This is a genomic window from Nitrospirota bacterium, from assembly GCA_016219645.1.
GTDB lineage: Bacteria > Nitrospirota > Nitrospiria > Nitrospirales > Nitrospiraceae > Palsa-1315.
Genome location: JACRLR010000018.1, coordinates 46661 through 71836, shown reverse-complemented (window position 1 = coordinate 71836; position 25176 = coordinate 46661). Strand labels below are relative to the sequence as shown.

General features: G+C 56.8%; 24 protein-coding genes. 10 read left to right on the top strand and 14 right to left on the bottom strand.

Features of this window, described 5'->3' with window-relative positions; all coding sequences use genetic code 11:
• From HZB34_07075 to rsmH, 3 genes are read right to left on the bottom strand one after another with little or no spacing between them, the layout of a single operon-like run.
• Positions 1-1716 (bottom strand): penicillin-binding protein 2, encoded by a 1716-nt coding sequence (locus HZB34_07075; GenBank protein ID MBI5315716.1) that lies wholly within the window; start codon positions 1714-1716, stop codon positions 1-3.
• Positions 1713-2048, bottom strand: a complete 336-nt coding sequence (locus tag HZB34_07070; GenBank protein MBI5315715.1) for a cell division protein FtsL — start codon at positions 2046-2048, stop codon at positions 1713-1715. The genes HZB34_07075 and HZB34_07070 overlap by 4 nt, the downstream gene beginning before the upstream one ends.
• Positions 2045-2962 (bottom strand): 16S rRNA (cytosine(1402)-N(4))-methyltransferase RsmH, encoded by a 918-nt coding sequence (gene rsmH / locus HZB34_07065; GenBank protein ID MBI5315714.1) that lies wholly within the window; start codon positions 2960-2962, stop codon positions 2045-2047. Before rsmH ends, HZB34_07070 begins: the two co-directional genes overlap by 4 nt.
• 467 nt (positions 2963-3429) lie before the next feature.
• On the opposite strand from rsmH, the gene HZB34_07060 reads away from it, so the two are divergent.
• Positions 3430-4485 (top strand): hypothetical protein, encoded by a 1056-nt coding sequence (locus HZB34_07060; protein ID MBI5315713.1) that lies wholly within the window; start codon positions 3430-3432, stop codon positions 4483-4485.
• A 6-nt stretch (positions 4486-4491) separates the two neighbouring features.
• Here the strand turns inward: HZB34_07060 and HZB34_07055 are convergent, their stop codons facing one another.
• The 11 genes from HZB34_07055 to HZB34_07005 all read right to left on the bottom strand — a co-directional run bounded on the left by HZB34_07055 (position 4492) and on the right by HZB34_07005 (position 16323).
• Entirely contained in the window at positions 4492-5508 is a 1017-nt protein-coding gene (locus HZB34_07055; GenBank protein MBI5315712.1) for a hypothetical protein, read from the bottom strand.
• Positions 5509-5651: 143 nt separating this feature from the next.
• On the bottom strand, positions 5652-6149 hold the full coding sequence (locus HZB34_07050; GenBank protein MBI5315711.1) for a YajQ family cyclic di-GMP-binding protein: 498 nt from the start codon (positions 6147-6149) through the stop codon (positions 5652-5654).
• 260 nt (positions 6150-6409) lie between these two features.
• Positions 6410-8416, bottom strand: coding sequence for a carbon starvation protein A (locus HZB34_07045; protein MBI5315710.1), 2007 nt, complete (start codon positions 8414-8416; stop codon positions 6410-6412).
• 243 nt (positions 8417-8659) lie between these two features.
• Positions 8660-9679, bottom strand: a complete 1020-nt coding sequence (locus HZB34_07040) for a flippase-like domain-containing protein (protein ID MBI5315709.1) — start codon at positions 9677-9679, stop codon at positions 8660-8662.
• A gap of 102 nt (positions 9680-9781) precedes the next feature.
• Positions 9782-10801, bottom strand: coding sequence for a flippase-like domain-containing protein (locus tag HZB34_07035; GenBank protein ID MBI5315708.1), 1020 nt, complete (start codon positions 10799-10801; stop codon positions 9782-9784).
• Between the two features lie 55 nt (positions 10802-10856).
• Positions 10857-11864, bottom strand: coding sequence for a flippase-like domain-containing protein (locus tag HZB34_07030; GenBank protein ID MBI5315707.1), 1008 nt, complete (start codon positions 11862-11864; stop codon positions 10857-10859).
• A complete protein-coding gene (locus tag HZB34_07025; protein MBI5315706.1) occupies positions 11857-13284 on the bottom strand; it encodes a CDP-alcohol phosphatidyltransferase family protein in 1428 nt (475 codons plus the stop codon). Before HZB34_07025 ends, HZB34_07030 begins: the two co-directional genes overlap by 8 nt.
• A 69-nt stretch (positions 13285-13353) precedes the next feature.
• Entirely contained in the window at positions 13354-14073 is a 720-nt protein-coding gene (locus HZB34_07020) for a phosphocholine cytidylyltransferase family protein (GenBank protein MBI5315705.1), read from the bottom strand.
• Complete coding sequence (locus HZB34_07015) at positions 14070-15152, bottom strand: alanine--glyoxylate aminotransferase family protein (GenBank protein ID MBI5315704.1); 1083 nt, start codon at positions 15150-15152, stop codon at positions 14070-14072. The genes HZB34_07020 and HZB34_07015 overlap by 4 nt, the downstream gene beginning before the upstream one ends.
• Before the next feature lie 98 nt (positions 15153-15250).
• Positions 15251-15829, bottom strand: coding sequence for a sulfopyruvate decarboxylase subunit beta (locus HZB34_07010; protein MBI5315703.1), 579 nt, complete (start codon positions 15827-15829; stop codon positions 15251-15253).
• Positions 15826-16323, bottom strand: coding sequence for a sulfopyruvate decarboxylase subunit alpha (locus tag HZB34_07005; GenBank protein MBI5315702.1), 498 nt, complete (start codon positions 16321-16323; stop codon positions 15826-15828). Before HZB34_07005 ends, HZB34_07010 begins: the two co-directional genes overlap by 4 nt.
• Before the next feature lie 120 nt (positions 16324-16443).
• Here HZB34_07005 and HZB34_07000 point away from each other — a divergent pair, with 120 nt between their 5' ends.
• The 9 genes from HZB34_07000 to HZB34_06960 all read left to right on the top strand — a co-directional run bounded on the left by HZB34_07000 (position 16444) and on the right by HZB34_06960 (position 25124).
• On the top strand, positions 16444-16977 hold the full coding sequence (locus HZB34_07000) for a hypothetical protein (protein MBI5315701.1): 534 nt from the start codon (positions 16444-16446) through the stop codon (positions 16975-16977).
• 1 nt (position 16978) lies between these two features.
• Positions 16979-17473 carry a hypothetical protein gene (locus tag HZB34_06995; protein ID MBI5315700.1) on the top strand — a complete coding sequence of 165 codons (495 nt, stop codon included), beginning with the start codon at positions 16979-16981 and terminating at the stop codon, positions 17471-17473.
• 624 nt (positions 17474-18097) lie between these two features.
• Positions 18098-18514, top strand: coding sequence for a PilZ domain-containing protein (locus HZB34_06990; protein MBI5315699.1), 417 nt, complete (start codon positions 18098-18100; stop codon positions 18512-18514).
• Positions 18515-18542: 28 nt separating this feature from the next.
• Positions 18543-18941: a hypothetical protein gene (locus tag HZB34_06985; protein ID MBI5315698.1), complete on the top strand. Its 399-nt coding sequence runs from the start codon at positions 18543-18545 to the stop codon at positions 18939-18941.
• Positions 18942-18964: 23 nt separating this feature from the next.
• Positions 18965-19348 (top strand): PilZ domain-containing protein, encoded by a 384-nt coding sequence (locus HZB34_06980; GenBank protein MBI5315697.1) that lies wholly within the window; start codon positions 18965-18967, stop codon positions 19346-19348.
• A 57-nt stretch (positions 19349-19405) separates the two neighbouring features.
• Complete coding sequence (locus HZB34_06975) at positions 19406-19831, top strand: PilZ domain-containing protein (protein MBI5315696.1); 426 nt, start codon at positions 19406-19408, stop codon at positions 19829-19831.
• A 150-nt stretch (positions 19832-19981) separates the two neighbouring features.
• Positions 19982-20647: a TetR/AcrR family transcriptional regulator gene (locus tag HZB34_06970; protein MBI5315695.1), complete on the top strand. Its 666-nt coding sequence runs from the start codon at positions 19982-19984 to the stop codon at positions 20645-20647.
• Positions 20644-21831 (top strand): efflux RND transporter periplasmic adaptor subunit, encoded by a 1188-nt coding sequence (locus HZB34_06965; GenBank protein ID MBI5315694.1) that lies wholly within the window; start codon positions 20644-20646, stop codon positions 21829-21831. Before HZB34_06970 ends, HZB34_06965 begins: the two co-directional genes overlap by 4 nt.
• A gap of 101 nt (positions 21832-21932) precedes the next feature.
• Complete coding sequence (locus HZB34_06960; protein ID MBI5315693.1) at positions 21933-25124, top strand: efflux RND transporter permease subunit; 3192 nt, start codon at positions 21933-21935, stop codon at positions 25122-25124.
• Positions 25125-25176 lie beyond the last annotated feature (52 nt).

The window sequence follows — 25176 nt, the reverse complement described above, 5'->3', positions numbered from 1 at the left end:
TTAGTCCTTCATTGCCAGTGCGATTTTCACAGTGTCTTCTCTCGACACACCGAGGTAATTGAGCACCTGCTCCCCAACACGCCTAAAGACGGGTGCTGCCACGGTCCCACCCCAAGCCTCTCCTTGAGGTTCATCAAGAATCACGATCATCGCCAAACGCGGAGCCTCTGCCGGCACAAACCCGACAAATGACCCGACGAACTGCGTGGATGAATAGGCTCCGGTTCGCGGATCGATCTTTTGCGCGGTCCCGGTTTTGCCCGCCACGCGAAATCCTGGAATAGCCCCCTTCGCCCCAGTCCCATTCGTGACGACACCCTCCAACATCGTCGTCATCATCCTGGCCGTGTCCGGTGACACGACACGCCGTTTTACTTGCGGGAGAACTTCCTTGAGCAAGCGCCCTTTCTCATCGCGAATCTCGGACACCACATAGGGCTTCATCATCACGCCGCCGTTGGCGAGGGTCGCGACTGCCGACACCATTTGGAGAGGTGTCACCCCGACTTCCTGCCCCATCGAAATGGATGCCAGCGACCGGCGTCCCCAGTCTTTGGGAGCCTTCAAAAGTCCCTGTACTTCACCCGGCAAATCGACCTCGGTGCGTTGGCCGAATCCGAATGCTTGGAGGTAGCGATAGAGCCGCAGCTCTCCAAGAGCCATTCCGGCTTTGGCTGTGCCGATGTTGCTGGATTTTTGGATCACTTCGGAGAATGTCATCCATCCCTGTTTTTCATGGTCGTGAATGGTCGTGTTCGCGATCACCATGCGGCCGTTTTCACCGAATACCAAGGAGTCTGGCGTCATCACTTTTTCCTCGAGCGCCGCAGCCGCAACCACGATTTTCATGGTCGACCCAGGCTCGTACGTATCCGTGAGCGCGCGATTGCGCCACCGATCAGGTGTTAACGCAGCGACGACATTTGGATCGAATCTCGGGCTGATGGCGAGCGCAAGAATCGCTCCCGATTGTGGCTCCATGACGATGACAGTCCCGGACTTTGCGCGGGACTGAGTGACGGCCTCCTCGAGTTCTTTTTCTGCAATGTATTGAATGACCTCGTCCACGGTGAGCGTCAGGGAATGTCCGGGTGCGGGCACTTGCTCCGTCAAACCTTTAGGGAAAACCGTTCGGCCTAATGCATCGCGCTGCAACACGGTGACGCGCTTTTCTCCAAGCAGATGCGAGTCGTACCGGCGCTCGAGCCCCTCAAGCCCTTGGCCATCCATACCGGAAAATCCGAGGACATGGGCCAGCAACGGACCTTTGGGATAAAACCGCCGGCCCTCCATCACCACACCGATGCCGTTCAACGACAATTGTCCAAGCTGGCGACCTTGTTCAGGCTCGACCTTTCGCGCCAACCATACGAAGCTCTTGTCTTGCCGGAGCTTTCTTTCGAGCTCAGTGCTTCGAATATTGAGCACCGGCGATAGCGTACGGGCAATGACCGACGGGCTCTCAAGCGACGCCGGGATGCCAAACACAGACGGCACCTCCACATTCATCGCGAGCACCTTGCCATGCCGATCCGACACTGTGCCTCTGGCCCCTTCGAAGGACACAGTCTTTTGATGTTGGCGATCAGCTCGCGCCGTGAGTTCCGCAGCTTGAAGCACTTGGAGCGTGACCAGTCGAAATAAAATAATCCCGAACCCACAGAGGAGTAGGAGCAACATGACGTAGCGGCGACCGCGAGAAGGGCCGGAAGTCACTCGCCAGCCCTCCCGCTTGAGATATGTCTCGCCACACGGACCTGCTCCGCAGGTAGGAGTGGTGCGCTCGGCGCCTCACCCGGTTCATGGACCATCAGTACTTGACCCTGCATCGGCGGAATCAGCCCGAACTTGTCTGTCGCCACCTTCGCAATTCGCTCTGGAGCCGTCAGCGCGGAAAATTTCACTTGCAACTGATCCCGCTCTCGCTCCAGCAATACTTTCTGGCCCTTCAACCGTTCGATGTGATAACCCACCCGAACGACATCGACACGTTCCCACACAAACACGAAGACCAACACCACACCAGCCACAATGGTCAATGTCTTCATAACTGACCCTCCCTGGATATCCGTTGAGCGGCCCGCAATTTGGCACTGCGGGATCGAGGATTCCGGTTCGACTCTTCTCCGGTGGGAACCTGAGGCTTCTTGGTGAGCACCCACAGTGCGGGATCGTTCTTCCCGGAGAGCGCCCGGAACGTGTGTTTGACAATCCGATCTTCGAGCGAATGGAATGAAATCACGCAGAGGCGGCCGCCGGGAGACAACACGTCAACCGCATCACGCAAGGCCGGCTCCAGACAGTCTAGCTCTTGATTCACTGCAATGCGAAAGGCTTGGAACGTTCTCGTCGCACAGTGGATACGGCCATGCCGATAATTGGCCGGAACCGCCCCTTCAATCACGGAGACCAACTCTTTCGTCGTGGCCAAGGGATGGCGTTCACGCGCATGAACAATGGCACGAGCAATCCGCCTAGAAAACCGTTCTTCGCCGAATTGGAAAATCGTGTCGGCCAACTGTGCCTCCGGCCATCGATTGACCAGGTCAGCTGCGGTCCCGCTCATCGATTGATCCATACGCATGTCCAACGGGCTATCCCCCTGAAAGCTAAATCCGCGAGTGGGCTCTTCCAGCTGCGCGGACGAGACCCCAAGATCAAACAAGATTCCATCGACTCGCCCAATACCACTGGCAGCAAGATGCTGCTTCAGACCCATGAAGTGACCATGGAGAAGGCGCACACGGTCCCCAAATCGCGCGAGCCTGTCTCGACTCGCTGCTATGGCTGCTGCATCACGATCAAGCCCTATAAGCCTGCTGTCTGGACCAGTCGCTTCAAGAAGTTTTTCAGCATGCCCACTGTATCCCACGGTACAATCAAGATAGATTCGGGCACCTTCATGAACTAGCCAAAACAGGACCTCATCCGCCATAACCGGAATATGTCGCGGAGCCTCCATAAATCATTTACGGCCAGATTCACCCACTTTCTCCCACCAGCGCAGGCAGTATACACCGCAAAAAAGACTTGTCAACAGGAAATACATGGACTTATGAAGTCTAAGACTCTCTGGTTTTTGACGAGGGAAACGTGTGCGCCATCTGGAGGGGTGTGGGAAAATCGTCGGTATGTCGGGATTTCGCTCATACTGCTTAGGTCACCGGAGTGCATCAGGCAGGATGGTGACGCCTAACAATCAAGCTCTCGCCGTGTGGTGTTCGCTCCGCCAGGCCACGCTAGTGAAGCTCCATCACCTCTTGGGCAACACAGTGAGCCCTATCATTTCCCTTAATCGCCACGTGAATACATGTCCGGTGAGAAATTGGCAGGAGCATAGCCATTGGCTCATGGCCACTGAAGAGTCCTCAAGCCTACGAAGTTGAGAGTTTTATTGACAAGAATTCGAGTCGGATTGAGAATGATCTGATGCGATCATTCATAACCGTGAGAACGCTCTGCCTGATTGTTGTGATTGGGGGGGGCACCTTTACGTTCAACGGTATAACAGTCAAAGCGGCGTCAGCGGCATCACCTCTCTATTGGTGCCCCGATCAGAAACCTGATCGGCAGTATTCGGCAAAGCAAGGACCAGGGTGCCTGCCAATTGTTGAAAAGGAAGAAATCAACACAACAGAACAAGAAGGGGGAACATCCACGAGAAACAAACCGGTACATGACTTCAAGGTCGAAAATCTGCAGAGCGACGTATCGTCTTTCCTGACCAAGTATCGTCACTTCCTCGGTTGCTGCAAAACCGACCTTTTTGAACTTCAACAGATCGAAGACATGGGAGACGAGGTTGGAGATCTCCTCAAATCCGCCCAAGCCAATCTGTCGAATCATTCGATGGCCTCACGCGGCATCATGCTCCGGGAAATGATCCCGACTGTCGCCAAAGCCCGCGCTGATCTGAAGAAGCTGCGCGCGACGCTCGAACGCATCAACACCTCGACCAAGGCTCGTGACTCAGGGAGCTTTGAACACTCGGGTCGGGAGACGCGCGCGATACGTGACATGGAAGAATCGATTGAGAGGGACATCCGTGCGCCGGAGCTCCCAACAGGACCAAAGACCGGCACAAGTATTGGCACGGCACCAGCCGCAGGGCCGAACATTGGGAAAACCCCGAAAACCGGCAACGCGATCGGTGCAGAAGGCGTGTCCGGCCAAAACATAGGCACGTCATCGAAAAATAGCCACGATATCGGCGGTTCAGGCCCGGCAGGGTTTGGGATCGGTGCCACAGGCCGTGCGGGCCCTTCGATCGGCCAGTCCACCTTGAACCACGAATCATCTTCGGCGGTTGGCTCTTCGCTGCAGCGTTCTACAGTGGGATCAAGTCTATCGGATTCGACGATAGGGTCGAGCTTTGGTGGCTCTAGCGTCGGCTCAAGCCTCGAGGAGTCGAGCGTTGGCTCGTCGTTCGGGTCGTCGTCAGTCGGTTCGACCATCCAGCAACAAAACTCCGGCCCACAACAATAACCTCATCTAGCCAGGCAGAACGGTGGGGACCGGTTCCCACTCCTCTCCCCTATTCCGACTCTTATACAAGCCGCTCCCGTTCGTCCCCAGGTAAAAGATCTGCGGATCAATGAGGCTCTGCGCCAGGGAACGCACGTTCAGAGTTGCCAACCCCCTATTCAGTGCGGTCCATGTGCTCCCGCCATCTTCGCTCCGGTGGATGCCTTCTCGCCCACCCAAGTAGATCACGCCCCTTCTCGTCCGATCCAAGACCATCGAAAACACCATTTGATCCTGCAGCGACTGGCCGATGCGCACCCACGACGCCGCCGCATCCGTTGACTTATAGAGCCCTTCGAGCGTCGAGGCATAAACCGTGTCTGCTTCATAGGGATCGACCAGAATCGCTGTGACGTTTAACGCACGCGATGATTTAATGATGGCAGGATCCACGAGTCCGCTGTTCACTTTCTCCCAACGACCGGCTTGATCGAGCGATTTATAGACACCGCCGCTCGTGCCCGCATAGAGAATCGATGGCCTCGTGGGGTCCAGCCCGAGCGTCATCACCATCAGCACTTCTTTCATACCGTCCATTCGCTTCGTCCAACTGTCTCCGGCATTCTTCGTTTCAAATATGCCCATCGTTGTCGCAACGAACAAATGAGTGTTGTCCGTCGGATCGAAGAGAAACTGGTTGACCACGGAAGAGATCGTCACATCGTCCAGTCCAGTTCGTTGTGAAACCCAACGCTGCCCTCCATCGTAACTCTTGTACACCGCATCGCCTTTCGTACCGGCATAGACCGTGGCGGGATAGGCCGGATCAATCGCCATCGAAATCACCCGCGAGTGACTCATCCCATGTGACAGATTGGCCCAAGTCTGGCCTCCATCACGCGTCTTGTAGATGTAGTCGTTCGTCGCGACGTAGATGATGTCGGGATTCTTCGGATGGAGCTGAATCACGACGATAGGATCGCTGCGATCACATCCTGTAATGGATAGTGCCAGCAGAAGAGCGAGAAAAAGAATTCTAGCCATGCACAAGACGAGATCTTACGGGATGGTCAAAAATGTCGTTCAGCGAGACCGCAGCGAGTGAAGACCCGAGGCGTACCCTTGCGGTACGTTGAGGGCCTGAACGATGCGAGAACAACGCTGGCGGCATTTTTCACCATCCCGCATTAGCGGTAATTGGTGAACTGAAGATCAATCCCAAAATCTTTGCCCCTGAGAAACGCCATAGCCGCCTGGAGTTCATCCTTGCTCTTGCTCAGCACTCGAACTTGCTCGCCCTGAATCTGTGCCTGCACTTTCAACTTGGACTCCTTGATGGCCTTCGCCACCTCTTTCGCCTTGTCCACCGCGATCCCGTTTTGAATCTTCGCCACCTGACGCACCGTCCCGCTCAGCGCCGGCTCTATATTCCCATAGGTAAACGCCTTTAGTGAGACCCCGCGCTTTACGCACTTGGTTTTGATGATATCGTTCACCGCATTGAGTTTATATTCGTCGTCGGACACCAGAACCAGCTCCTTTTCCTTCTCCTTCAACGTAATCTCCGTCTTCGAGTCTTTGAAGTCGAACCGCTGCTTGATCTCCTTCGTCGCCTGATCGACGACATTCTTCATCTCTTGCATGTTCACTTCTGAAACGGCATCAAATGAAAACTGCTCCGCCACGATCCCCTCCTCTCATCACTTCAACCATTTATGTTCTCAAGAAACTCTCTTCGATATCTCAAGGAGTGGCCTGCTCGATCTCCCACTGCGCGCAGCTTTCTCACCCGCCCGCCCACTGGCAGATATTTTTCACCCGCCCTACCCTCCGATTGCTTCGCAATCGATTTCCCGGGACGTGCCATGAGCCCGCGCGAGGGCCTTCGGAGGCCGCGCGTTGCGCGAGCACAGAAGATCATCAGGCTCCATCTCTTCCCCCCCCCCTAGCAGCACCCTCCCCCGGGCAACTGCACCCGCTGCTCCTCATCCTGACAAATCGTCATCTGCAATCTTCCTGGCGAACTCCCACCGGCCATCACCACCACTTCGCTGCTGGTGAAAGGCCGCTTCAAGACAAGATAGCCATACCACTGTCTGATACTATCGCCCAAGACGATCACCGCGAGCAAGGCCACCACCGCCACCAGCCCCGCATCCAAATACAAAGCAACGGCCTGGCCGCTGTCGGCAAGGGACGAGGCCTTGGTCACGAATAAGCCGAACATTTCGTAAGACCCCATCAAGGTGATGGTCCCGACAAACAGCATTGGCAACAGCGTGATCCAGAGATACTGCGCCTTCCACATCTTGATAAGCACCGTCGTTCCGATACAGAGGGCCAACGTGCCAAGCAACTGATTCGCTGCACCGAACATCGGCCAGAGCGTCGAGATACTGCCGGTCCCGATGAGATAGCCCCAGGCTCCAACGATGAGTCCGCTGCTCACTGCCACACCAGGCCACCAATTCATCCGCCTCAACGGAGCATACACACGTCCACCCAGCTCCTGGATAAGATAGCGCCCCACGCGTGTGCCAGTGTCGATCGTCGTCAAAATGAACAGGGCTTCGAACACCAGCGCAAATTGATACCAGTAGGCCATCAGGCCAGCCATACCAGGGAGCGCAGAAAAAATCGCCGCCATGCCGACCGCCAGAGACACGGCCCCGCCTGGCCGGCCCGTCACCTCCACCTCGACAAGACGTGAAAGCTCCTGAATCCGCGAGACAGGAAACCCCATTGCAGCCAGAGTCTCGGGTGAGAGCATGGTGTTGATCGCCAGATAATCGCCGGGAATAAGCACAGAAGCTGCAATGAGCGCCATCACGCCGACAAAGCTCTCCAATAACATCGCCCCATAGCCGACCGTGGCTTGGGATTCCTGTTCAATCATCTTCGGCGTCGTACCGGAAGAGACCAGCGAATGAAAGCCAGAGATGGCTCCGCAGGCAATGGTGATAAAGAGGAAGGGAAAGAGCGTCCCGGGAATGATCGGTCCGCCTCCGCTGGCAAATATCGTCACGCGCGGCATCTCGATCGTCGGCGCTATGAGAATCACCCCCACCCCCAGCAATGCCACCACGCCGAGCTTCATGAAGGTTGAGAGATATCCGCGCGGCACCAGAAGCATCCAGCCCGGCAACACGGATGCGAGAAACCCATAGCCGGCCAGTCCCCAGACCAGCGTCGTTCGCTCGAGCTCGAACCAGCCTGCAATTGAAGACTGCGCCACCACTCGTCCAAAGATCACAACCGCAATCAGCAGCACCACACCAAGCAGGGAGACTTCCGCCACCTGTCCTGGCCGGAACCTTTGAAGATAGAAACCCATGAAGAGACCGATAGGAATCGTCATCGCAATCGTGAAGGTACCCCAGGCATTGAGATAGAGCGCATTCACGACGGCAAAGCCCAGCCCTGCCAGCGCCACGATCACGATGAAGAGGACCGCCACCGCCGTCGCAGTACCTGTGACAAGGCCCAGTTCATCCCTCGCAATTTCAGGTAGCGAGCGGCCATTTCGCCGCATCGAGGCAACGAGAACGATGAAGTCCTGCACCGCCCCAGCCAACACCGCACCGATCACGAGCCAGAGAAAACCAGGCAAGAATCCGAACTGCGCCGCTAACACAGGCCCCAGTAACGGCCCAGCACCGGCAATCGCCGCAAAGTGATGACCGAAGAGGACGTACTTGTTGGTGGGATGAAAGTTGACTCCGTCATTCAACCGGACAGCCGGGGTGACGCGCTGATCATTCAGTTCGGTTACACTCTTCGCAATCCACCGGCCATAGAAGCGAAAAGCCAGCACATAGATGCAGGCCGCCGCCACGACCAGCCAGAGGCCGTTGACCTTTTCGTGGGGATTTATAAGGCCAGTAACAAAGGCGAGGGCGACGGCACCGAGGATGGCAAGAAAGGCCCAAAGGAGCAGCTTAAGCGCCGACATGCAGGCATCCTAGCACAAACGAACGGGAGGACACCCCTGTCGGTCCGTTGCTCCCGGAGCGCGCGCCCTAAGAAGGGCCTCGCTCGACGGCCGCAGTCGGACCGACAAGGGGTGCCCTCCCTAAAGGAACAACGAGCAAGCTTCGAAGGAGCACCGGTATTTCGTCGGACGCGCGCAGTGAGAGATCAACCAGGCCGCCCCCGCCTCCCTTCTCGAACAGAGGATGGGAAAAGAGATCAGATATTAGGGGCCAACTTCTGGATCGAGGGTGCGGATTTCTGGAATTTTCGCGATATGCCCGCGCAGCAGCGCGAGACAGAGGAGCCCGATTCCGATCCAGGCAAGTTCACGAAATCGCCTCAGTAGCGCGAAGGTGATGCCGGCGACGTCGGAGTAACCGAAGGCGTTCAGCAAGAACAAATTCCCGCCGTCCTGGGCACCCAGGCTGCCTGGGATGAAGAAGGTGCCTCCCTTGATGAAGACCGAGAGGGCGCCGATCGAAATGGCGGACAGGGCCAGGGCGGGACCGCCGAGAAAATAGATGATGACGTACACTTCCAATGCTTCCGCCATCCAACCGAGAAAGAATAACCCGGTGGACGCATAAAAGACCGGGCGGTGATGGCGGTAAAAATCTAAGATCGTCCGATCCAGCGAGCGTAATTTTTCCTCGCGCGCTTCGAGATAACGAATCTTCAGTCCGACCTTCCGTAGAAACTGCAATGACCAGGTAAAGAGTCCTTGCCGCTGCACAAAGACAAACGCAGCAGTCCCGAAGGCCAGCAGGCCGACGCTGAAAAGTGCGGCGGCCAGGGTCTGGCCGGATGAATCGTTCCCGCCTAACAGCCACATCCCCAGTCCGATGCCGAGGAGGATGAACAACACTTCGGCAACTGTCATCGTCGTTTTCGCAATGACGACCGAGGTGACCCCGTCTACCATCGGTACGTTGCGTTTCTTCAACAGATGGGCCTTGAGCGGCTCACCCCCGGAGTAGCCCGCCGGCGTGGTCATGTTCACAACTTCCCCCGCTGTCCGGATCGCGAGCACGCGCCAAAACGGAATGTGCTTGGCCGAGGGACCCAGCGTCACTTTCCATCCATATGCCTCGACCACGTACATGATGACGGATGGAATCAGCATGACAAGGAGCGCCACCGGCCCGAGCTGCGCCGTCACGTCGTAAATGCGCCCTGGGCCGACATGCCAGACGATGAGCCCGAGGGTCAGAAGCCCCATAAAAAGGAGGGAAATTTTAAGCATGGGTTGTGGGGGAAGGCCTCATCACGCAGAGCATTGTCAAGAAGCATACCATAAATGTGGTTGCCGGCATCCAGTTAAATCGGGCGAGCCTCCGGTTAAGGGTCAGGAACCAATTCCTGAGTCGGGTGTGCGGCTCTCCTGAATAACCGCTGCTCGCCCACGTAACGTCGCGAGACAGACTAACCCGATCACGATCCAGACCACCTCTCGATATCGTCTCACCAAGGCAAAGGTCATGCTGGCGACGTCCGAATAACCGAAGTCCTTCAGCAGGAGAAAGTTCCCGATGTCTTGGGCGCCAAGACTGCCGGGGATGAAAAAACTGCCTCCTTTGATGAAGACAGAGAGGGCGTTGATAGAGATGGCGGAGAGGGCCGTCGCAGGCCCCCCCAGAAGCCAGATGATGAGGTACACTTCGAAGGCTTCCGACAGCCAACTCAGAAAGAAGACTCCGGTCGATGAGTAGACAGCCTTCCGATTGTGGCTGTAGTAGTCCAAGATCATCCGATCCAGTGACCGTATTTTTTCCTCACGCGATTCGAGAAAAGCAATCTTGAGCCCGATTTTCCGGGTAAATTGCAATAGCCACGTAAAGAATCCTCGCCGCTGCGCGAGCACCAGCGACGCGGTCACGAAGAGCAGCGTTGCGACACTGACCAGCGACGCAACGACGGTCTGTTCCAGTGAGCCGTCGCTGTCGGTTCTCCAGAACGCGAGCGTGATGCCCAAGAGAATGAAGAGCACTTCGGCGACCGTCTTCGTCGTTTTCGCGATCACGACCGAGGCAAGCCCCTCCACCATGGGCACCTGATGCCTCGTGAGCAGATGGGCTTTGACCGGCTCGCCGCCGATGTAGCCGGCCGGTGTCGTCAGATTGACGACTTCACCGGCAGTCTTGATCACGAACACGCGCCAGAAGGGAATATTCTTGGCCGATGGCCCCAGCGTGACTTTCCATCCGTAGGCTTCAATGAGGTACATGATGGTGGAGGGAATCAACAGGACGATCAGGGCGCCCGGGCCGAGTTGCGCCGCCGCATCGTAGATGCGCTCGGGCCCGACATGCCAGACGATGAGCCCGATTGCGAAGAGGCCGGCACAGATGAGGGCAAGCTTGAGCATGAGTCACGGAAGACGGTCTGATTCCCTCGGACAATGACTGCCGTCAGGAACGATTTCATAAATCGTCGGCGCGACTTTCTCGAATGACCGTTGCCATCCCACCGGCGAGGGTTAAGCACACCAACCCCACGCCGATCCACACCAACTCGCGGAACCGCCGAAGCAACGCGAAGGTGATGCCGGTGACATCGGAATACCCAAAGGCTTTCAACAAGAGCATATTGCCTCCGTCTTGAGCGCCAAGACTGCCGGGGATGAAGAAGGTGCCGCTTTTGATGAAGACGGACAGGGCGCTGATGGCGATGGCGGAGAGCGCCATAGCCGGGCCACCGAGCAAATAAATGATGACGTAGACCTCAACCGCCTCCGCCAGCCAACCGGCAAAGAACAGTCCGATGGAAGAACAAAAGGTCAGGCGGTTGTCTCGGTAAAAATCCAAAATCGTTCGATCCAGCGAGAGGAGCTTCTTCTCACGCACTTCGAAGTAATGAATCTTGAGCCCGATTTTCCGTGCAAATTTCAACAGCGATGTAAAGAACCCTTGCTGCTGCACAAACACGAGGGCGGCGGTGACGAGCACCAGCAGGCCGACACTGACCAGCGCCGCTGCGATGGTCTGCCCGGATGAGCCGTCGGCACCGATACTCCAGAACGCGAGCGCAATGCCCAGAAGGATGAAGACCGCCTCGGCAATCGCCATCGTCGTTTTTGCAATGACGACCGAGGCAAGCCCTTCCACCATCGGCACTCGATGTTTCGTGAGCAGATAGGCCTTGAGCGGTTCGCCCCCAACGTAGGCGGTCGGCGTGGTCATGTTCACCACTTCACCGGCTGTCCTTATCGCGAGCACGCGCCAGAAGGGAAGATGCTTCGCCGAGGGGCCAAGCGTGATTTTCCACCCGTAGGCATCGATGGCGTACATGATGCAGGAGGGAATCAGCAGGACGAGGAGTGCGACCGGCCCGAGTTGTGATGCCGCATCGTAGATACGCCCGGGGCCGATATGCCAGACGAGGAATCCGAGGGTGATGAGGCCGACAAAAAGTAGGACTATCTTAAGCACGGGTAGTGGCGGACGGTCTGATCACCCAGAGCATAATGATCGAGAACACCACGGATCCGATCGCGGCCACCCAGAGGAACCAATCGAGCTTGCCGATCGCCGCAAAAATCAGCACGATGACGGAGAAGTCTCGGCTCGCGACATTTTTCAGCATGAAATCCGACCAGGCAGCCTGCACCGGTGTTTTCCAGCCGCTCGTAGACTTAATTTTCTGCGCGCGGGTGACAAGCCAATATGAAAGCCCGTTCCCAATCACTGCTGCCGCACCAAGGGCGAGCGGAACCCAAGCCCCATCGCTCCCAGCCAGGTGCACGTATGAGCCCACGGCAATGCCGGCAAAGATCGCCATGTGCACCACGTTGTCCATCGCGATATCAAGCCAGGCGCCGAAGGGCGACTCGGTGAAGGTCAGTCTGGCCAGCTCACCATCGCAGCAATCGATGATCGCCGCCAGTTGAAACAGTACCGCGGCAACGATGCCGGCATTGTACGTCCCGACACCGAAGCCGGCGGCCGCAACCAGGCCAATCAAGCTCGCCAGGATCGTGATGGCGTTTGGTGAGAAACCTATGGCAAGAAATATACGTGTGAACCAGCGAGACACCTTCCGATTGAAAAACCTGTCGACAAACCCTTCGAACTCGCCCTTGAGGGAATTGAAGAGCTTTTTCTCAGCAGCCTGCACATCCGCAGCGTCGCGCACGTCTTGATACCAATGGGCCCGATTCGTTTCCGTAGACAACACCCGCACGTATCCGTCCACCGCGGCACGTTCAAGCCATCGACGAATCGGCACCGTGCCGGCTTCCACACCAACTTGACCGACCACACTCATGAAACTTGCCGGGAGCACCACGAGGTCTGTCACCACCAGTGTCGCATCATCTTGTCGCGACGTGATCGAGACAAGCCGACCGGACCGCACCTTCACACGTAAATCCGAACGGCATGGCCGTCGATCTCGCCCGCTGTCCGCCCGTGCCACAACAAGAGCCTGCCCCTCCTGCACCTCCTGGCGCAGACTCTCGATCAGGCGGCTCGCAAATACAGCCTGCACGCTGGACAGAAGACAGAAACCCCGCACTTCGGCAGCAAGCGATTCCCACGTACGGGGATCATCCAGCGGAAACTCGCGAATCGGCATCCAGCGCACGGGAACTGTCACACGTGGTCCTTTGCTCAACGCCTGTCTGAGCTGATTCTCCTCCGGCCCGACCAGCACCATGAGCTGTCTGATACCGGCTCGCTGCATGGTCAGCACGGCTCGCTGAAAAAGGCCGATGCCGACAACGCTGGTCAGCGGACCCACCTCATCGGCATGCGATCCAGCAGGCTCTCCGAACAGACTCGTCGACGGCAAGAGAATTGCCGTGCTCAGTCCTTGCACATCGGCACGTTTTTGAATGAGGCTCTCGCTCATATTATCTCGTCTCTCGTATCTCGCAAACCCGGTCGGTGCTTCACGAGGAACACTCCACCAACGGCACAGCTACAGTTTCGGCAACACATCCCGTTCCGCTTTCGATACATCCTCCACAAAGTCGATTTCGGTCCAGGGGAGTCCTCCAATTTTCTCATGGCCGACTTTCACGTCACGAAAAAATTCGAAAAGAGCATCCTCGTATTCCATCTGCCAGGCCTCATGATCCACATGAGTTCTGAGCGACGCCACAACAGACGGCCCATCGGCATGCCGGATCTTGAGAAATCCCACGCCTTCTCCGGCATAGTCATAATGCAACGGCATCTTCTTGGTCAACGCAATCACGCGCCCCCCTTCGACCACAACCATACACTCTTCCCCTATCTGCTTGACAGTCTCATCCATGAGCAAGGCATTCTCATAAGGAGACTGCACCAAACGACGCAAGATCTCTTGATGGAAGAGCACATCTGCGTCCATGATAATCGCATTATCATCCAGCACATTGCGCGCGATCCAGAGCGAAGAAATGCTGCCGCGATGGAACTGCTCGTTGACGAGGAAATTCACACGCACGCCACAGGAGTCCGCTGCCACAGCCGCGCGAATCATCTCCTGCTTGTAGCCTACAACCACGTCGGCATTGTGAATGCCGACGCTCCGGAGCGACGTAAGATAGCGATGCAAAAGGGTCCGCCCGCCAATCTCGATGAGGCACTTCGGGCGGTGTTGCGTGAGTTGCCACAGACGCTTCCCGACTCCTGCTGCGAGGATGATGGCTTTCATGCTGTGCCGCAAATCCGTTCAAATGCGTCGAGAAATCCGACAAACTGGGCCTCTGTGAGGGCGCCCATGTTGGCAATGCGGAAAATCTTGCTCTCGAGTTGGCCTTGGCCCGCATAGATCACGTAGCCCGCTTCTTTTAATCGATCGTGCAACGACCGATACGTGACACCCTCGGGAAGATGAAAGGCCGTAATCGTGTTCGAATGTTTCTCCGGAGTCAACAGCGGCTTCACGCCAAGTTTCGCCATGCGGTCTCGAATGAGGGTCGCCACGGTCTTATATCGCTGAATCCGCTTGGCAACCCCTTCCTCCATGAGTTCATTCAACGCCTCATCGAACGCATAATAGACCTGTACAGCCGGCGTGAAGGGAATCGTTCCGCGACCCTGGTCATCGACATACTGCGTGATATGGAGATAGATCGACCGTCTAGGGTACGCGCGCATCCGCTCGAGAAACCCCTTGCGGACGAGCACGAAAGACAGGCCGGGGAATCCCTGAATACACTTGCCTGACGTGCCAGCCACCATATAGATGTGAGACCCGGCGATATCCAGCAGCTCCCCTGCCAACGCACTGACCGCGTCCAGAATAAACACCCGATTCTGGCTGTCGACGACGTCCGCAATCTCTTTGACTGGATTGATGAGTCCGGTGGTCGTCTCATGATGGACCATGGCGACTGCCTGGGCTTCCGGATGTTGTCGCAACGCCAGCCGCAGCCGTTCAGGATCCGGCCTCATCGTCCAATCGTATTTGAGTTCAGACACGCCCAGGCGAGACAGCCCGACCATCTGGGAGATGCGCTCGCCATAGACGCCGTTGTTGAGTACCAGCATCCGTTTACCGTGCGGGAGCGCCGACATGACGGCCGACTCCACTGCCGCAGTGCCTGATCCAGTTAACACAACAGCGGCGTACTCCGCTTCCGCCCCCGGCACAAAGAGCTTCAGCAGCTTCGCTTGGATCCCGTGCAGGAGTTCAGTAAATTCCGACTCCCGGTGGCAGACATCCGGCCGCAACAGCGCCTGCCGCACCCGCTCCGACACATTCACCGGCCCTGGATTCAATAAGATCATAAACCTCGTTAGGCGTGAGGTGTGAGACGTTAGGCGAAATCGCCTGGGAAGATTGGTTCTACCCCACTCACCCCTTACGCCTTACCCCTCACGAGACGCTATTGTATCGCTTTCATGAACCGCTTGGTAATGTCCGGCGGATCGAGCATCACGCGCCCGACATCCTCCACCATCTCATTGACTTTGACCAACAACAGGCTCGGCCCATCCTTCTTTAACATGTCTTTGAATTCGTAGACGAGGTCCTCACGTTCCCGTACCCGTTCGACATTCACATACCCGGCCGCCTTGGCCACCTTCTCCAGCGGAACGACATTGGAAATCGTCGGCTGGTTCCCTGTCGTGCCATAGACTTCATTGTCGAACACCACATGGATGAAATTTTTTGGTTTCAACGCGCCCACCGTCGCGAGCGTCCCCAGGCCCATCAAGACGTTGCCGTCCCCATCGAACACCACCACCTGCTTGTTCGGCTTGGCGAGCGCGACACCTAGCGCAATGGCCGGGGCATTCCCCATGGACCCGATCATATAGAAATGAGTCGGACGATCGGCAATCTTATAGGCTTCGCGAGAGGGAAACCCGTTGCAAATAATCACCGGTTGGTCGGTCAGTAGTTCCAGCAGTGCCGCCATGGCCATTGCCCGGCTCTGCATCGTGCCTTCTTCCGGTCTCATGGGTGCACCCCTCTCACAACACCCTTCGTTATCAAGAGGGCGACGGGAATGCGCTGCTTCATGAACGTCTCCGCCAGCCATTTCAGATCGTCAATCGCCGTCTTTTCCGAGAGGGTTCGATGCGGGATTTTCATCGTGTCCAGAAACTGCGGCATCACCTCACCCATCACGAGATGCTCCGGCGCATCTTTACCTTGATAGCCACGCCAGGACACAATCAAAATACAGGGCTGGCAATAGATCATGTTCAACGAAATGAGGGTGTTGAGGGACGTGCCCAACCCCGAATTCTGCATGAGCACGGCGGGAACCTTGCCGGACATATAGGCCCCGGCAGCCATGGCGACCGCTTCATCTTCCCGAACAGCCGGGGTGTAGAGACGCCGTTCCATCAACTCGGCAATGATGCCGCCTAAGATCGAATCCGGAACCCCCGTAAAGAAATCGACTCCGATATCTTGTACCGCTTGAACGAACGCATCGCTGTCAATCATGGGGTCGGTTCCTCGCCGCAACACATGTGGGAAAACCCGCGCATTATAGCTACGCCTCAGGACATTCTCAACAAAACTGAGGGAGTTGCGCCATCCAATCGTCCATGGTAGCGTTCTGACATGACCGGACAACAGAGACATCGCGCGGGCCGCTACCTTATCTCACTGGGGCTAGTCCTCTGTATGAACTACCCCTTTCTTGCCCAGGCCGTGCAGATGGTAAACGATCCGAATGGTTTTCAGAGTCTCATCTGGGGTTCAACTCTCACCACGAGGCCGGACTTGCAAGTCGCGAAAGCAGGCCCGCATGTGAGCGAATACCAATTGAGGGACAGTCAGCCTCTGTTTGCGGGAATACCGGTCGAAAGCCTCCGCTTCTTAGCAGTCGATGAACAATTCGCCCGTGTAACCATCCGCTATCAGGGCGACGATCGGCACAAACAAATTCTCAGCCATCTGGAGCAACAGTTTGGTTCACTTGAGCGCACCCCAGGGCAGATGATGCGGGGTCTTAGTCAACAGTATATTTGGCGCGGGACTGATACCGAGATCAGCTTGACCTACCATGCAAACACGGAACGTGGATTTCTTTTTATCGACAGCCGCACGCTTGCCCCCAGGTTCAACGACCATATTACAGACTCTGCGGAGTAGCATGCCTCTCCGTCCCGTCTTCCTCCTCCTACTCTTCCTCTCGTGCATCCTTCAAGGCACCTTTGCGTTCGCCGTGCCCATGGAAAATGATCCTAACGGATTCGAAGGAATCCCTTGGGGTGCCCCATTTTCCGAAACCGACAGGCACAAGAAAGTTGAGGACACCGGGCGGGCTCAAACCTATGAACTCAAATCCGGGGCCCCCTCGCTTGGTCCTGTACCGGTTGATTCCATGAAATTCGTCACCTCCTACGGCCAATTCGCGCGCGTCACAGTCCGTTACCAAGGCAAGGGCTCCCACGATCAGATCCTCGCCTATCTCCAATCCCTCTATGGCTCGCTCGACCGCACACCAGGACAGATCACCAGCGGCCCCGTCAAATTTTATAAATGGACGGGATTTGAGACAGATGTGACCCTCCGATACGAGACAGAAACCGATCGCGGCATTATCTTTTTCGAGAGCCAAGAACTTCGCCGAAAGATCACCGATTGATTATTGGCATTCTCTTCCCCTTCGGTCCCTTCCCTCTCACAGTCAACCTTCCTGCACTCCGCTAGCAGGCTGTTGATAAAGTCCGCCAGCGTGGGGTGGGATGGCCCGGTGAATCCCCTGTGCTCGCGCAACGTGCGGTCTCAGAAGACCCTCGTTGGACGCGCGCAGTGGGGGACTCATCCGAGCCATCCCGGAGTACAGTAACCAAGCAAGCTTGGAAGAGCTATCTTGAGTTGCTTGCTGCGGCCTTGCCCGCGGCAACGGCGCGTCTATGGGTAAAGAGGCTGTCTTGGCAGACTCAGGGCGGGCGGGTGAAGTAGTTGCCGGGGTTGGGCGGGTGAGAAAGCGGCCTTTCTGAACAGCCTGCGATGGCTTCTGAACGGGTCTGCGCGTATCCAGACCTTGCATGCCTGTTCTGCTCAAGTAGTTTGTCAACACACTGCTAGTTATCGAGGCTCTATTCCCCTAAAACCCTTGTGAATTAACGCTCACCGCCCGCCGCACCCCCCTTCTGATGGGACAGGAATCCCCCCTCCTGAGGGATGGTCGAATTTCTTGGGTGCGGTATTCTCAGACTGTCGCGAGGGGCAAAGAACACCCGGCGAGACCACTGCGGAGATACCGATGAAACTGTCCCACCCCTTATTCAAGCTCAACGATCAGAAACCTCATTCTCTCTTGGACCGACGCTATGCCGAACGAGTTCCAATTCGGTACCGAGTAGCCTATTCAGGAGCAGAAGGGGCACGAATCGTCAGAGGAGAAGGCATTCTGAAAAATCTCTCGAAAAGCGGCTGCAAGATATTGAGCACAGCCACGATCTCGCTGGGTAGCCGCCTCACCCTGCTCCTATATCTGGAGGATGCGCAATCCCCCGTACGACTCGACGACACTCTCGTTTCCTGGGTTGCCAAAGACTCTTTTTCTGTCAGGTTTCCCAAGCTGTCACCGGAACAACGGCAACGGCTGCAGGAAGTGATCTTTAAAAATATCAGCTTGTCAGCCGTAGACCATCGGCGAACGGGGTTTCGCATCGTTTAAGCATCAACCCAATGTCAGGGAGGAAACCATGCCTATTCAGATCGCCCCTCCCGCTACCTCAGTTGCTGAACGTCCCGATCAAGCCGATCGTCGCCATGGCAATCGTACCCCCGCAGTCTTCCCACTTTTCTATTCCGGCATGGACAAGGGCCAGTTTCTGGTCGCCGACGGCATCGGCACCAATCTCTCACTACGCGGGGTTACCATATACGGGAATCGCTCGGTCATACCCGGCATGAGAATAGCCCTCTTTGTCAGCCTTCCTGGAATGGAGAAGCCGTTGTGCATTGCCCAGAACCGAGTCTCCTGGGTTGCTGGACGTCGTTTTGGAGTGACATTGGGCCCTCTGACGTTGAAGGAAAAGAATCATCTCCGAGTCTTCTTGTGGGATCGCGTCACCCGCTTAGACCACGACCATCGCATCTGAAACTGTCACAAGGAGGTGCCCTCATGAAACGAGTACAGGTTGCATTGGGGAAGGGGCTTCAGTCCATAGCAGAAACACACAATCGGAGGCAAAACCACCGGCCTCCGGTAGAGTTTGGGTTGATGTACTCGGCCCAAAACGGCTCCGGCGAGGTCCTCATGGGCGACGGCATGGTCACAGATCTCTCACCTACGGGTTTAGGTATTCGCGGCAACACCCCGGTCAGGCCTGGGATGGAACTCATGATCTTTCTGTACCTCCCAGGACAAGACCCGCTCTTCGTGATGGAAACGAGGGTGGCTTGGACCTCAGGACGCCGGTTCGGAGTCGAGATCCTCAAGATGAATCTCCGAGAACAAAACCGACTGCGGTACTTCCTGCGATCGAACCTTGCGTATTCTGATTAGATTGACTTCTGTCACGTAGAGTACCCCATGAGCGGACAGCGACGGAATGGCAAAAAAATGACAACAGACACAAAGGCTCAAACCACTGATCTGAGGACAGCTCAGCGGGCTTCTGTTCAAGTTGTAGCCCGGTTCTCAGCAACAGACCGATTTCAACTTGGCAATGGGATGACCCTTGACCTGTCCGAGATCGGCTGCAAACTCTCCAGTACGGAGCGGTTGCCTGTAGGGAGCTCCTGGAATCTCTACCTGACAGTCTCAGAGACGTCCCGCCCGGTTCTCATCTCAGAAGTTCAAGTGGTCTGGGCTGCGGAAAACGAATGCGGGATCGAATTTCCTGACGTCACGACACGAGAACTGACCAGGCTACGCCAGTTCATCTGGAAACACTTGAACCGCTCTACCCTCACAGGCGGGCCGCCCCTATTCACTCTGGTTGAGCCTCCGAGCCCACAGGGGCCGCATCTTAAGTCTGTGCCCTAACCCAGAGTATTTATAGGCACTGCGGCTGCATCCTGCCTCTGCATACCTATACCTTCCCGTTACCTCCCCCAAGAGTTTCAGTACCACTCCAATGCTTGCCCTCTAAAAATGAAGCATGCTACGATCTTGGTGAGTGAGTACTTACTTACTATGAATAGACGACCCAAGCAGGCCACACAGGGGAACGGGCAGCGTGCCTCTGCATACGATCGTCAAGCCAGCCTCATTGCTGCTGCCGCTTCACTCTTCGCCGCTAAAGGGTTCAACGGTACGACCACGAAAGCCATCGCCAAAGCGGCGCACGTGAGCGAGGCTTTAGTCTTCAAACATTTTCCGACAAAACGGACACTCTACGCCGCAATCCTGGCAGAAAAAGTGACCGTAAACGAACTCATCGAACCCTTGGAAGACGCCGCCAAGAAACACGACGATCATCTGGTGTTTACGATCATCGCAAGCTATCGCATTCGCCCCGGCGTCGATTCGACGTTCTTACGGCTCCTTCTGTTCAGCGCCCTGGAAGGGCACGAGCTTTCCGAGATGTTCTTTGGCAAACATCTAAAAGTCTTCTATGACCACCTCGCTGCGTACATCCACACGAGAATTGAAGACGGCGCATTCAGGCCGGTCGACCCACTCCTGGCAGCCCGCGCATTCATCGGTGTGGTCGTCCATCACCGTCTCCTTCACGAGATATTCGGAGTGCCCCTGCATCAATCCCATGAGGACACAGTCACGGCCTACGTCGACCTGTTCCTCACCGGACTGACCAAGAGGCCGGACGACCGGAAGACGGTGGGAGAAAAGACGCGATGAATCCCCTGAAGCAACATCCGATTGTCACACTCGGGGTTATCGTGTTCTTCGCGATCACTGCCCTTGTGGTATTTCGCCTCAGCAGCGGGGCCAAGAGCGATGCCCGCAAGGCCAGATCCATCACGGTCGCCACAGTGGCACCGCTGAAACAGGACCTGGACATACGACTGACCTACACCGCCGACATCACCCCCAATCAAACCGTCAATCTGTTTTCACGGGTTAACGGCTACATTGCCAGACTTCACGTCGACAAAGGCGATCTGGTCAAAGCAAACCAGCTTCTGATCGAGATCGATCACACGGATTATCAGCATGCCGTCAACCAGGCCAAAGCCAACCTGTCCGCAGCCAGGGCGAGAGTCGCACAGCAGGACGCGAGCATGCGCAACGCCACTCTCACGCTCAATCGGATGCAGGCACTTATCAAAGACCAGTTTGTGTCTCAACAGGACCTGGATAACGCCCAAGTTGCCTACGACGCGGCAGCGGCGGCGCTCGACTCGCTCCGCGCCCAGGTCCAGCAAATGGAAGTCGCCCTGGCACAGGCCGAGACAAACCTGGCCTATTCCTATATTCGTGCGCCGTTCGCGGGCTATGTCGCCGAGCGCAACCTGGATCTCGGAGCCTACGTCAGCGGGGCGACTGCCGGCGCTTCCACGACGTCACGCGGGATTCTTACCCTCCATGAGATCCAGACGGTCCGCATCCTGATCGAGGTCGTCGAAAAGGATGTCCCGCTCATCCAGGCGGGTCGAAAAGCGGAAATTCGCGCTGAGGCCTACCCCGATCGCGTCTTTGAGGGTACCGTCACCCGTGTGGTCCAGGCCCTGAACCGAGCCACTCGCACAATGACGATCGAGGTGGACCTCCCCAACAAGGACCATGTTTTGAAAGGCGGCATGTTCGCCCGCGTCGAGATCCTAGTCGGCACCCATCGAAACGCCCTTCAGATCCCCATCGACGCCGTGAGTCGGTTGGAAGACGCCCAATATGTCTACATTGTACGTGAGGGAAAGGCCCAGCGGGTACCAGTGGAAATCGGATTCCGCGACGAAAACCGGGTGGAGATCACCAAGGGCTTGGACGGGTCGGAGCAGGTGATCGTCTCCGGGAAAGACCTCGTGCATGAAGGCAGCCCCGTACAGGTGCAGCCTCTTGAACCCGTGAAGCGTGAGGGGTGAGGCGTGAGGGGTGCTGCGAATACATCATTCCGCCCTCTATTTCCTTCCCCTAACGCCTTACGCCTCACGCCTCACCCCTTACCTCTCACCCCCTACCAGCTATGTGGCTGACCCTCCTCGCACTTCGCAATCGCATCGGCGTCCTGATGCTGTCCTTGGCCATGCTGATCCTGGGCGGCACCTCCGTACAACGGCTACCGGTTGATCTCTTTCCACAGATTCAAGTGCCCGTGGCGTTCGTCGGGGTCATCTATAAAGGTGCCCCGCCGCTCGACATCGAACAGAGTGTCGTCTATCCCATCGAGAAAGCCGTCAGTTCCGCGTCGAACGTCGAACATGTCGAGTCGTTCGCCAAGCAGGGCATCGGTGCGGTGCAGATCTGGTTCAACTGGGGCACGGACATTAACGCCGGCCAGATGGAGGTGATGCAGCGAGTCACCCAAATTCTTAACAGCCTCCCGCCAGGCATTCTGCAACCTTTCATCGTCAAGTTCGATGTCTCGAATATCCCCGTCTCCCTCGTGACGGTCTCGAGCGACGATCTCGACGAACGGGCCCTGTACGACCTGGCCTATAATACAATTGCACCGCAGATCGAACAGATTGCCAACGTCGCCGCTGCCACCGTGGAAGGCGGGAAGATCCGTCAAATCAACATCAACCTCGACCCGGCGCTGTTGAACGCCAGGAGCCTTTCAATCCTTGATGTCGTCAAATCTGTAAAGGCCGCCAACCTCATTCTCCCCTCGGGCGACATCAAAGCCGGCAATTTGGACTACAACGTCTTCACCAATAATCAGTTCCGTACCGTCGATCCGATCCAGGATGTGATCGTAAAGGTCAACCAGCAAGGCAGCCCCGTGCGAGTGCGGGATGTCGGGACCGTGACCGATTCGTCGGACATTCAGACCAACATCGTGAGGACGGACGGGGCCAGGGCCGTGTATCTGCGGGTGAACAAACAGCCCATCGCCAACACCGTGGCGGTGGTGGATGCGCTGCGTGCCGCCCTGCCGAAGATGGTCGGCATTCCGCCAGGTGTGAAGGTCGGCATCTCCTTCGACCAATCGGTCTATATCCGCCAGTCGATCAGAAACCTCGCCGAACAGGCGCTGCACGGATCGCTGCTGGCCGCATTAGTCATCCTGATCTTCCTCCGTAGTCTTACGAGCACGCTGATCATCTCAGTCGCCATTCCCCTCTCGATCATGGTGACCTTCATCGTGCTGTACTTCTCAGGACAAACCCTGAACGTGTTCACCCTGGGAGGCCTGGCCCTCGGGATCGGCCGACTCGTCGACGATTCCATCGTGGAACTCGAAAACATTCAACGCCATTTGAATACCACGCGTCGCCGCTGGGACGCGATCCTGGAAGCGGCCCGCGAGGTGGCCATGCCTATTTTCGCTTCGACAGTCACCACGGTCGTCGTCTTTCTCCCGATTTTCTTCGTCGCGGGAATTGCCCGCCTGCTCCTGATTCCCTTGACCATCACGATCGCGATTTCACTGTTTACTTCCTTCTTCGTGTCCCGCACGGTGACCCCGGCACTCTGCTACAAATTCCTGAAGCCGGAACAGGATTCTCACCGGTCGATGCCGCCATGGTTCATCCGCCTGTTCGACTGGAGCCGCGAACGCTACGAGTCCCTGGACAGAAGTTACGACGAATCACTCCGCTGGGTCTTGGCGCACCGCCGGCTCTTCATCACTAGCGTCCTGCTCCTCTTCGCCTCCTCGCTCGCGCTGGTGCCTAAGATCGGGACGGAATTTTTGCCAGTGTCGGATGAAAGTCAGTTCCGGATCATACTGCGCGGACCGGTCGGTCAACGAGTGGAAAAAACCGAGCAGCAGGTGGCCGAGGTCGAACGGGTGCTGCGGGCACATATTCCTGCCGAGGAGCTGGAAACCATCGTCTCCAGTACCGGCGTGTTGGCCCAGGGCCGGTCCTCCCTGTTCAATCCGAACACCGGGCCCCATACGTCGGGCATCTCCGTCCATCTCGTCACGCCGGACAAACGGAAGCGAAGCCAGGTGCAAATTATGAACGACGTGAGGCCCAAGGTATTAGCACTCTTTCCGGGTGTCGCGATGTTTTTTGACCCGGGCGGGCTCATCAAGCGGATCACCAGTTTTGGATCGCAGAAGTCTGTCGACGTCGAAATTTATGGGTACGATTTCGAGAAAGCGCGGGAGGTCATCCGGCAGGTCGAAAGTGTCATGCAGCAAACACCGGGTCTCGCCGACATCGAAGTCAGCCGCGAGGAGAATTATCCCGAGGTCAACGTGGTGGTGGACCGTGAGAAGGCTGCTCTCCTCGGTATCAGTGAAACAGACGTCGCCACCGCCGTCCTCTTCTCACTCAATGGCAACGGCCAAACCGACCCCATCATCTACACCGACCCCCAAAACGGGAACGAGTACTACATCAGCGCCTGGCTCGCGGAGGAGCATCGAAAGGATCTGACGGCAATCGAAAATATCGTGTTGACCTCACGAACCGGAGAACCGATCCTTCTCAAAAACGTCGCCTCGCTCAAGCTCAATGCCGGCCCGGTGAAGATCGACCGCAAGTACTTTCAGCGGGTGATCCATCTAACCGCTAACCCCGTGGACCGGGACCTCGGTGCCATCGCCACCGACCTGGAGGAGGCCCTGGCCAAGATCCAGCTGCCCACGGGCTTCAACATCCGGTTGGCCGGCCAGATCCAGCAGCAGAGAGAAACGTTTGAAGGCTTGCTGTTTGCATCGGTCCTGGCCCTGGCCCTTGTGTATATGGTGATGGCCGCTCAGTTCAAGTCGTTGATCGACCCCTTCGTGATCATGTTTTCGGTTCCGATGGGTTTCCCCGGAGTGATCCTGATCCTTTTTCTGACCGAGACAACCCTCTCCACCACTTCGATGATGGGCATCATCATGATGCTGGGCATCGTCGTCTCAAACGGCGTCCTGCTGGTGGATTATACAAACGTGCTGCGGAGGCGGGGACAGGAGCTACACGACGCGGCAGTCGCCGCTGCCCGGACTAGGCTCCGGCCCATTCTGATGACTTCCCTTGCCACCGTCCTTGGACTGCTTCCCATGGCCATCGGATGGGGGACCGGCGGTGAGACGAACGCTCCCTTGGCGCGCGCAGTCGTCGGAGGACTCAGTGTCTCCACGATCCTCACACTCTTCCTGATCCCCACGGTCTATGTGATCTTGGAGGAATGGTTCCCGCGGCATAGAGACAACCCCCCGGAAGATGCCGACTGGATACCGCCAGAGCCGGGACAGGTGCCGGCTGGCCGATAGGCAGAACGCTCAACCAGTCAGATGGTCTGTCTGGTTCATCTGGTCTATCTAG

What these genes read in the sequence shown, in the direction of transcription:
- HZB34_07070 (MBI5315715.1), bottom strand. Translation starts at nt 2,048, where the DNA reads ATGAAGACATTGACCATTGTGGCTGGTGTGGTGTTGGTCTTCGTGTTT.
- rsmH (MBI5315714.1), bottom strand. Translation starts at nt 2,962, where the DNA reads ATGGAGGCTCCGCGACATATTCCGGTTATGGCGGATGAGGTCCTGTTT.
- HZB34_07060 (MBI5315713.1), top strand. Translation starts at nt 3,430, where the DNA reads ATGCGATCATTCATAACCGTGAGAACGCTCTGCCTGATTGTTGTGATT.
- HZB34_07055 (MBI5315712.1), bottom strand. Translation starts at nt 5,508, where the DNA reads ATGGCTAGAATTCTTTTTCTCGCTCTTCTGCTGGCACTATCCATTACA.
- HZB34_07045 (MBI5315710.1), bottom strand. Translation starts at nt 8,416, where the DNA reads ATGTCGGCGCTTAAGCTGCTCCTTTGGGCCTTTCTTGCCATCCTCGGT.
- HZB34_07040 (MBI5315709.1), bottom strand. Translation starts at nt 9,679, where the DNA reads ATGCTTAAAATTTCCCTCCTTTTTATGGGGCTTCTGACCCTCGGGCTC.
- HZB34_07035 (MBI5315708.1), bottom strand. Translation starts at nt 10,801, where the DNA reads ATGCTCAAGCTTGCCCTCATCTGTGCCGGCCTCTTCGCAATCGGGCTC.
- HZB34_07025 (MBI5315706.1), bottom strand. Translation starts at nt 13,284, where the DNA reads ATGAGCGAGAGCCTCATTCAAAAACGTGCCGATGTGCAAGGACTGAGC.
- HZB34_07020 (MBI5315705.1), bottom strand. Translation starts at nt 14,073, where the DNA reads ATGAAAGCCATCATCCTCGCAGCAGGAGTCGGGAAGCGTCTGTGGCAA.
- HZB34_07015 (MBI5315704.1), bottom strand. Translation starts at nt 15,152, where the DNA reads ATGATCTTATTGAATCCAGGGCCGGTGAATGTGTCGGAGCGGGTGCGG.
- HZB34_07010 (MBI5315703.1), bottom strand. Translation starts at nt 15,829, where the DNA reads ATGAGACCGGAAGAAGGCACGATGCAGAGCCGGGCAATGGCCATGGCG.
- HZB34_07005 (MBI5315702.1), bottom strand. Translation starts at nt 16,323, where the DNA reads ATGATTGACAGCGATGCGTTCGTTCAAGCGGTACAAGATATCGGAGTC.
- HZB34_07000 (MBI5315701.1), top strand. Translation starts at nt 16,444, where the DNA reads ATGACCGGACAACAGAGACATCGCGCGGGCCGCTACCTTATCTCACTG.
- HZB34_06995 (MBI5315700.1), top strand. Translation starts at nt 16,979, where the DNA reads ATGCCTCTCCGTCCCGTCTTCCTCCTCCTACTCTTCCTCTCGTGCATC.
- HZB34_06990 (MBI5315699.1), top strand. Translation starts at nt 18,098, where the DNA reads ATGAAACTGTCCCACCCCTTATTCAAGCTCAACGATCAGAAACCTCAT.
- HZB34_06985 (MBI5315698.1), top strand. Translation starts at nt 18,543, where the DNA reads ATGCCTATTCAGATCGCCCCTCCCGCTACCTCAGTTGCTGAACGTCCC.
- HZB34_06980 (MBI5315697.1), top strand. Translation starts at nt 18,965, where the DNA reads ATGAAACGAGTACAGGTTGCATTGGGGAAGGGGCTTCAGTCCATAGCA.
- HZB34_06975 (MBI5315696.1), top strand. Translation starts at nt 19,406, where the DNA reads ATGACAACAGACACAAAGGCTCAAACCACTGATCTGAGGACAGCTCAG.
- HZB34_06970 (MBI5315695.1), top strand. Translation starts at nt 19,982, where the DNA reads ATGAATAGACGACCCAAGCAGGCCACACAGGGGAACGGGCAGCGTGCC.
- HZB34_06965 (MBI5315694.1), top strand. Translation starts at nt 20,644, where the DNA reads ATGAATCCCCTGAAGCAACATCCGATTGTCACACTCGGGGTTATCGTG.
- HZB34_06960 (MBI5315693.1), top strand. Translation starts at nt 21,933, where the DNA reads ATGTGGCTGACCCTCCTCGCACTTCGCAATCGCATCGGCGTCCTGATG.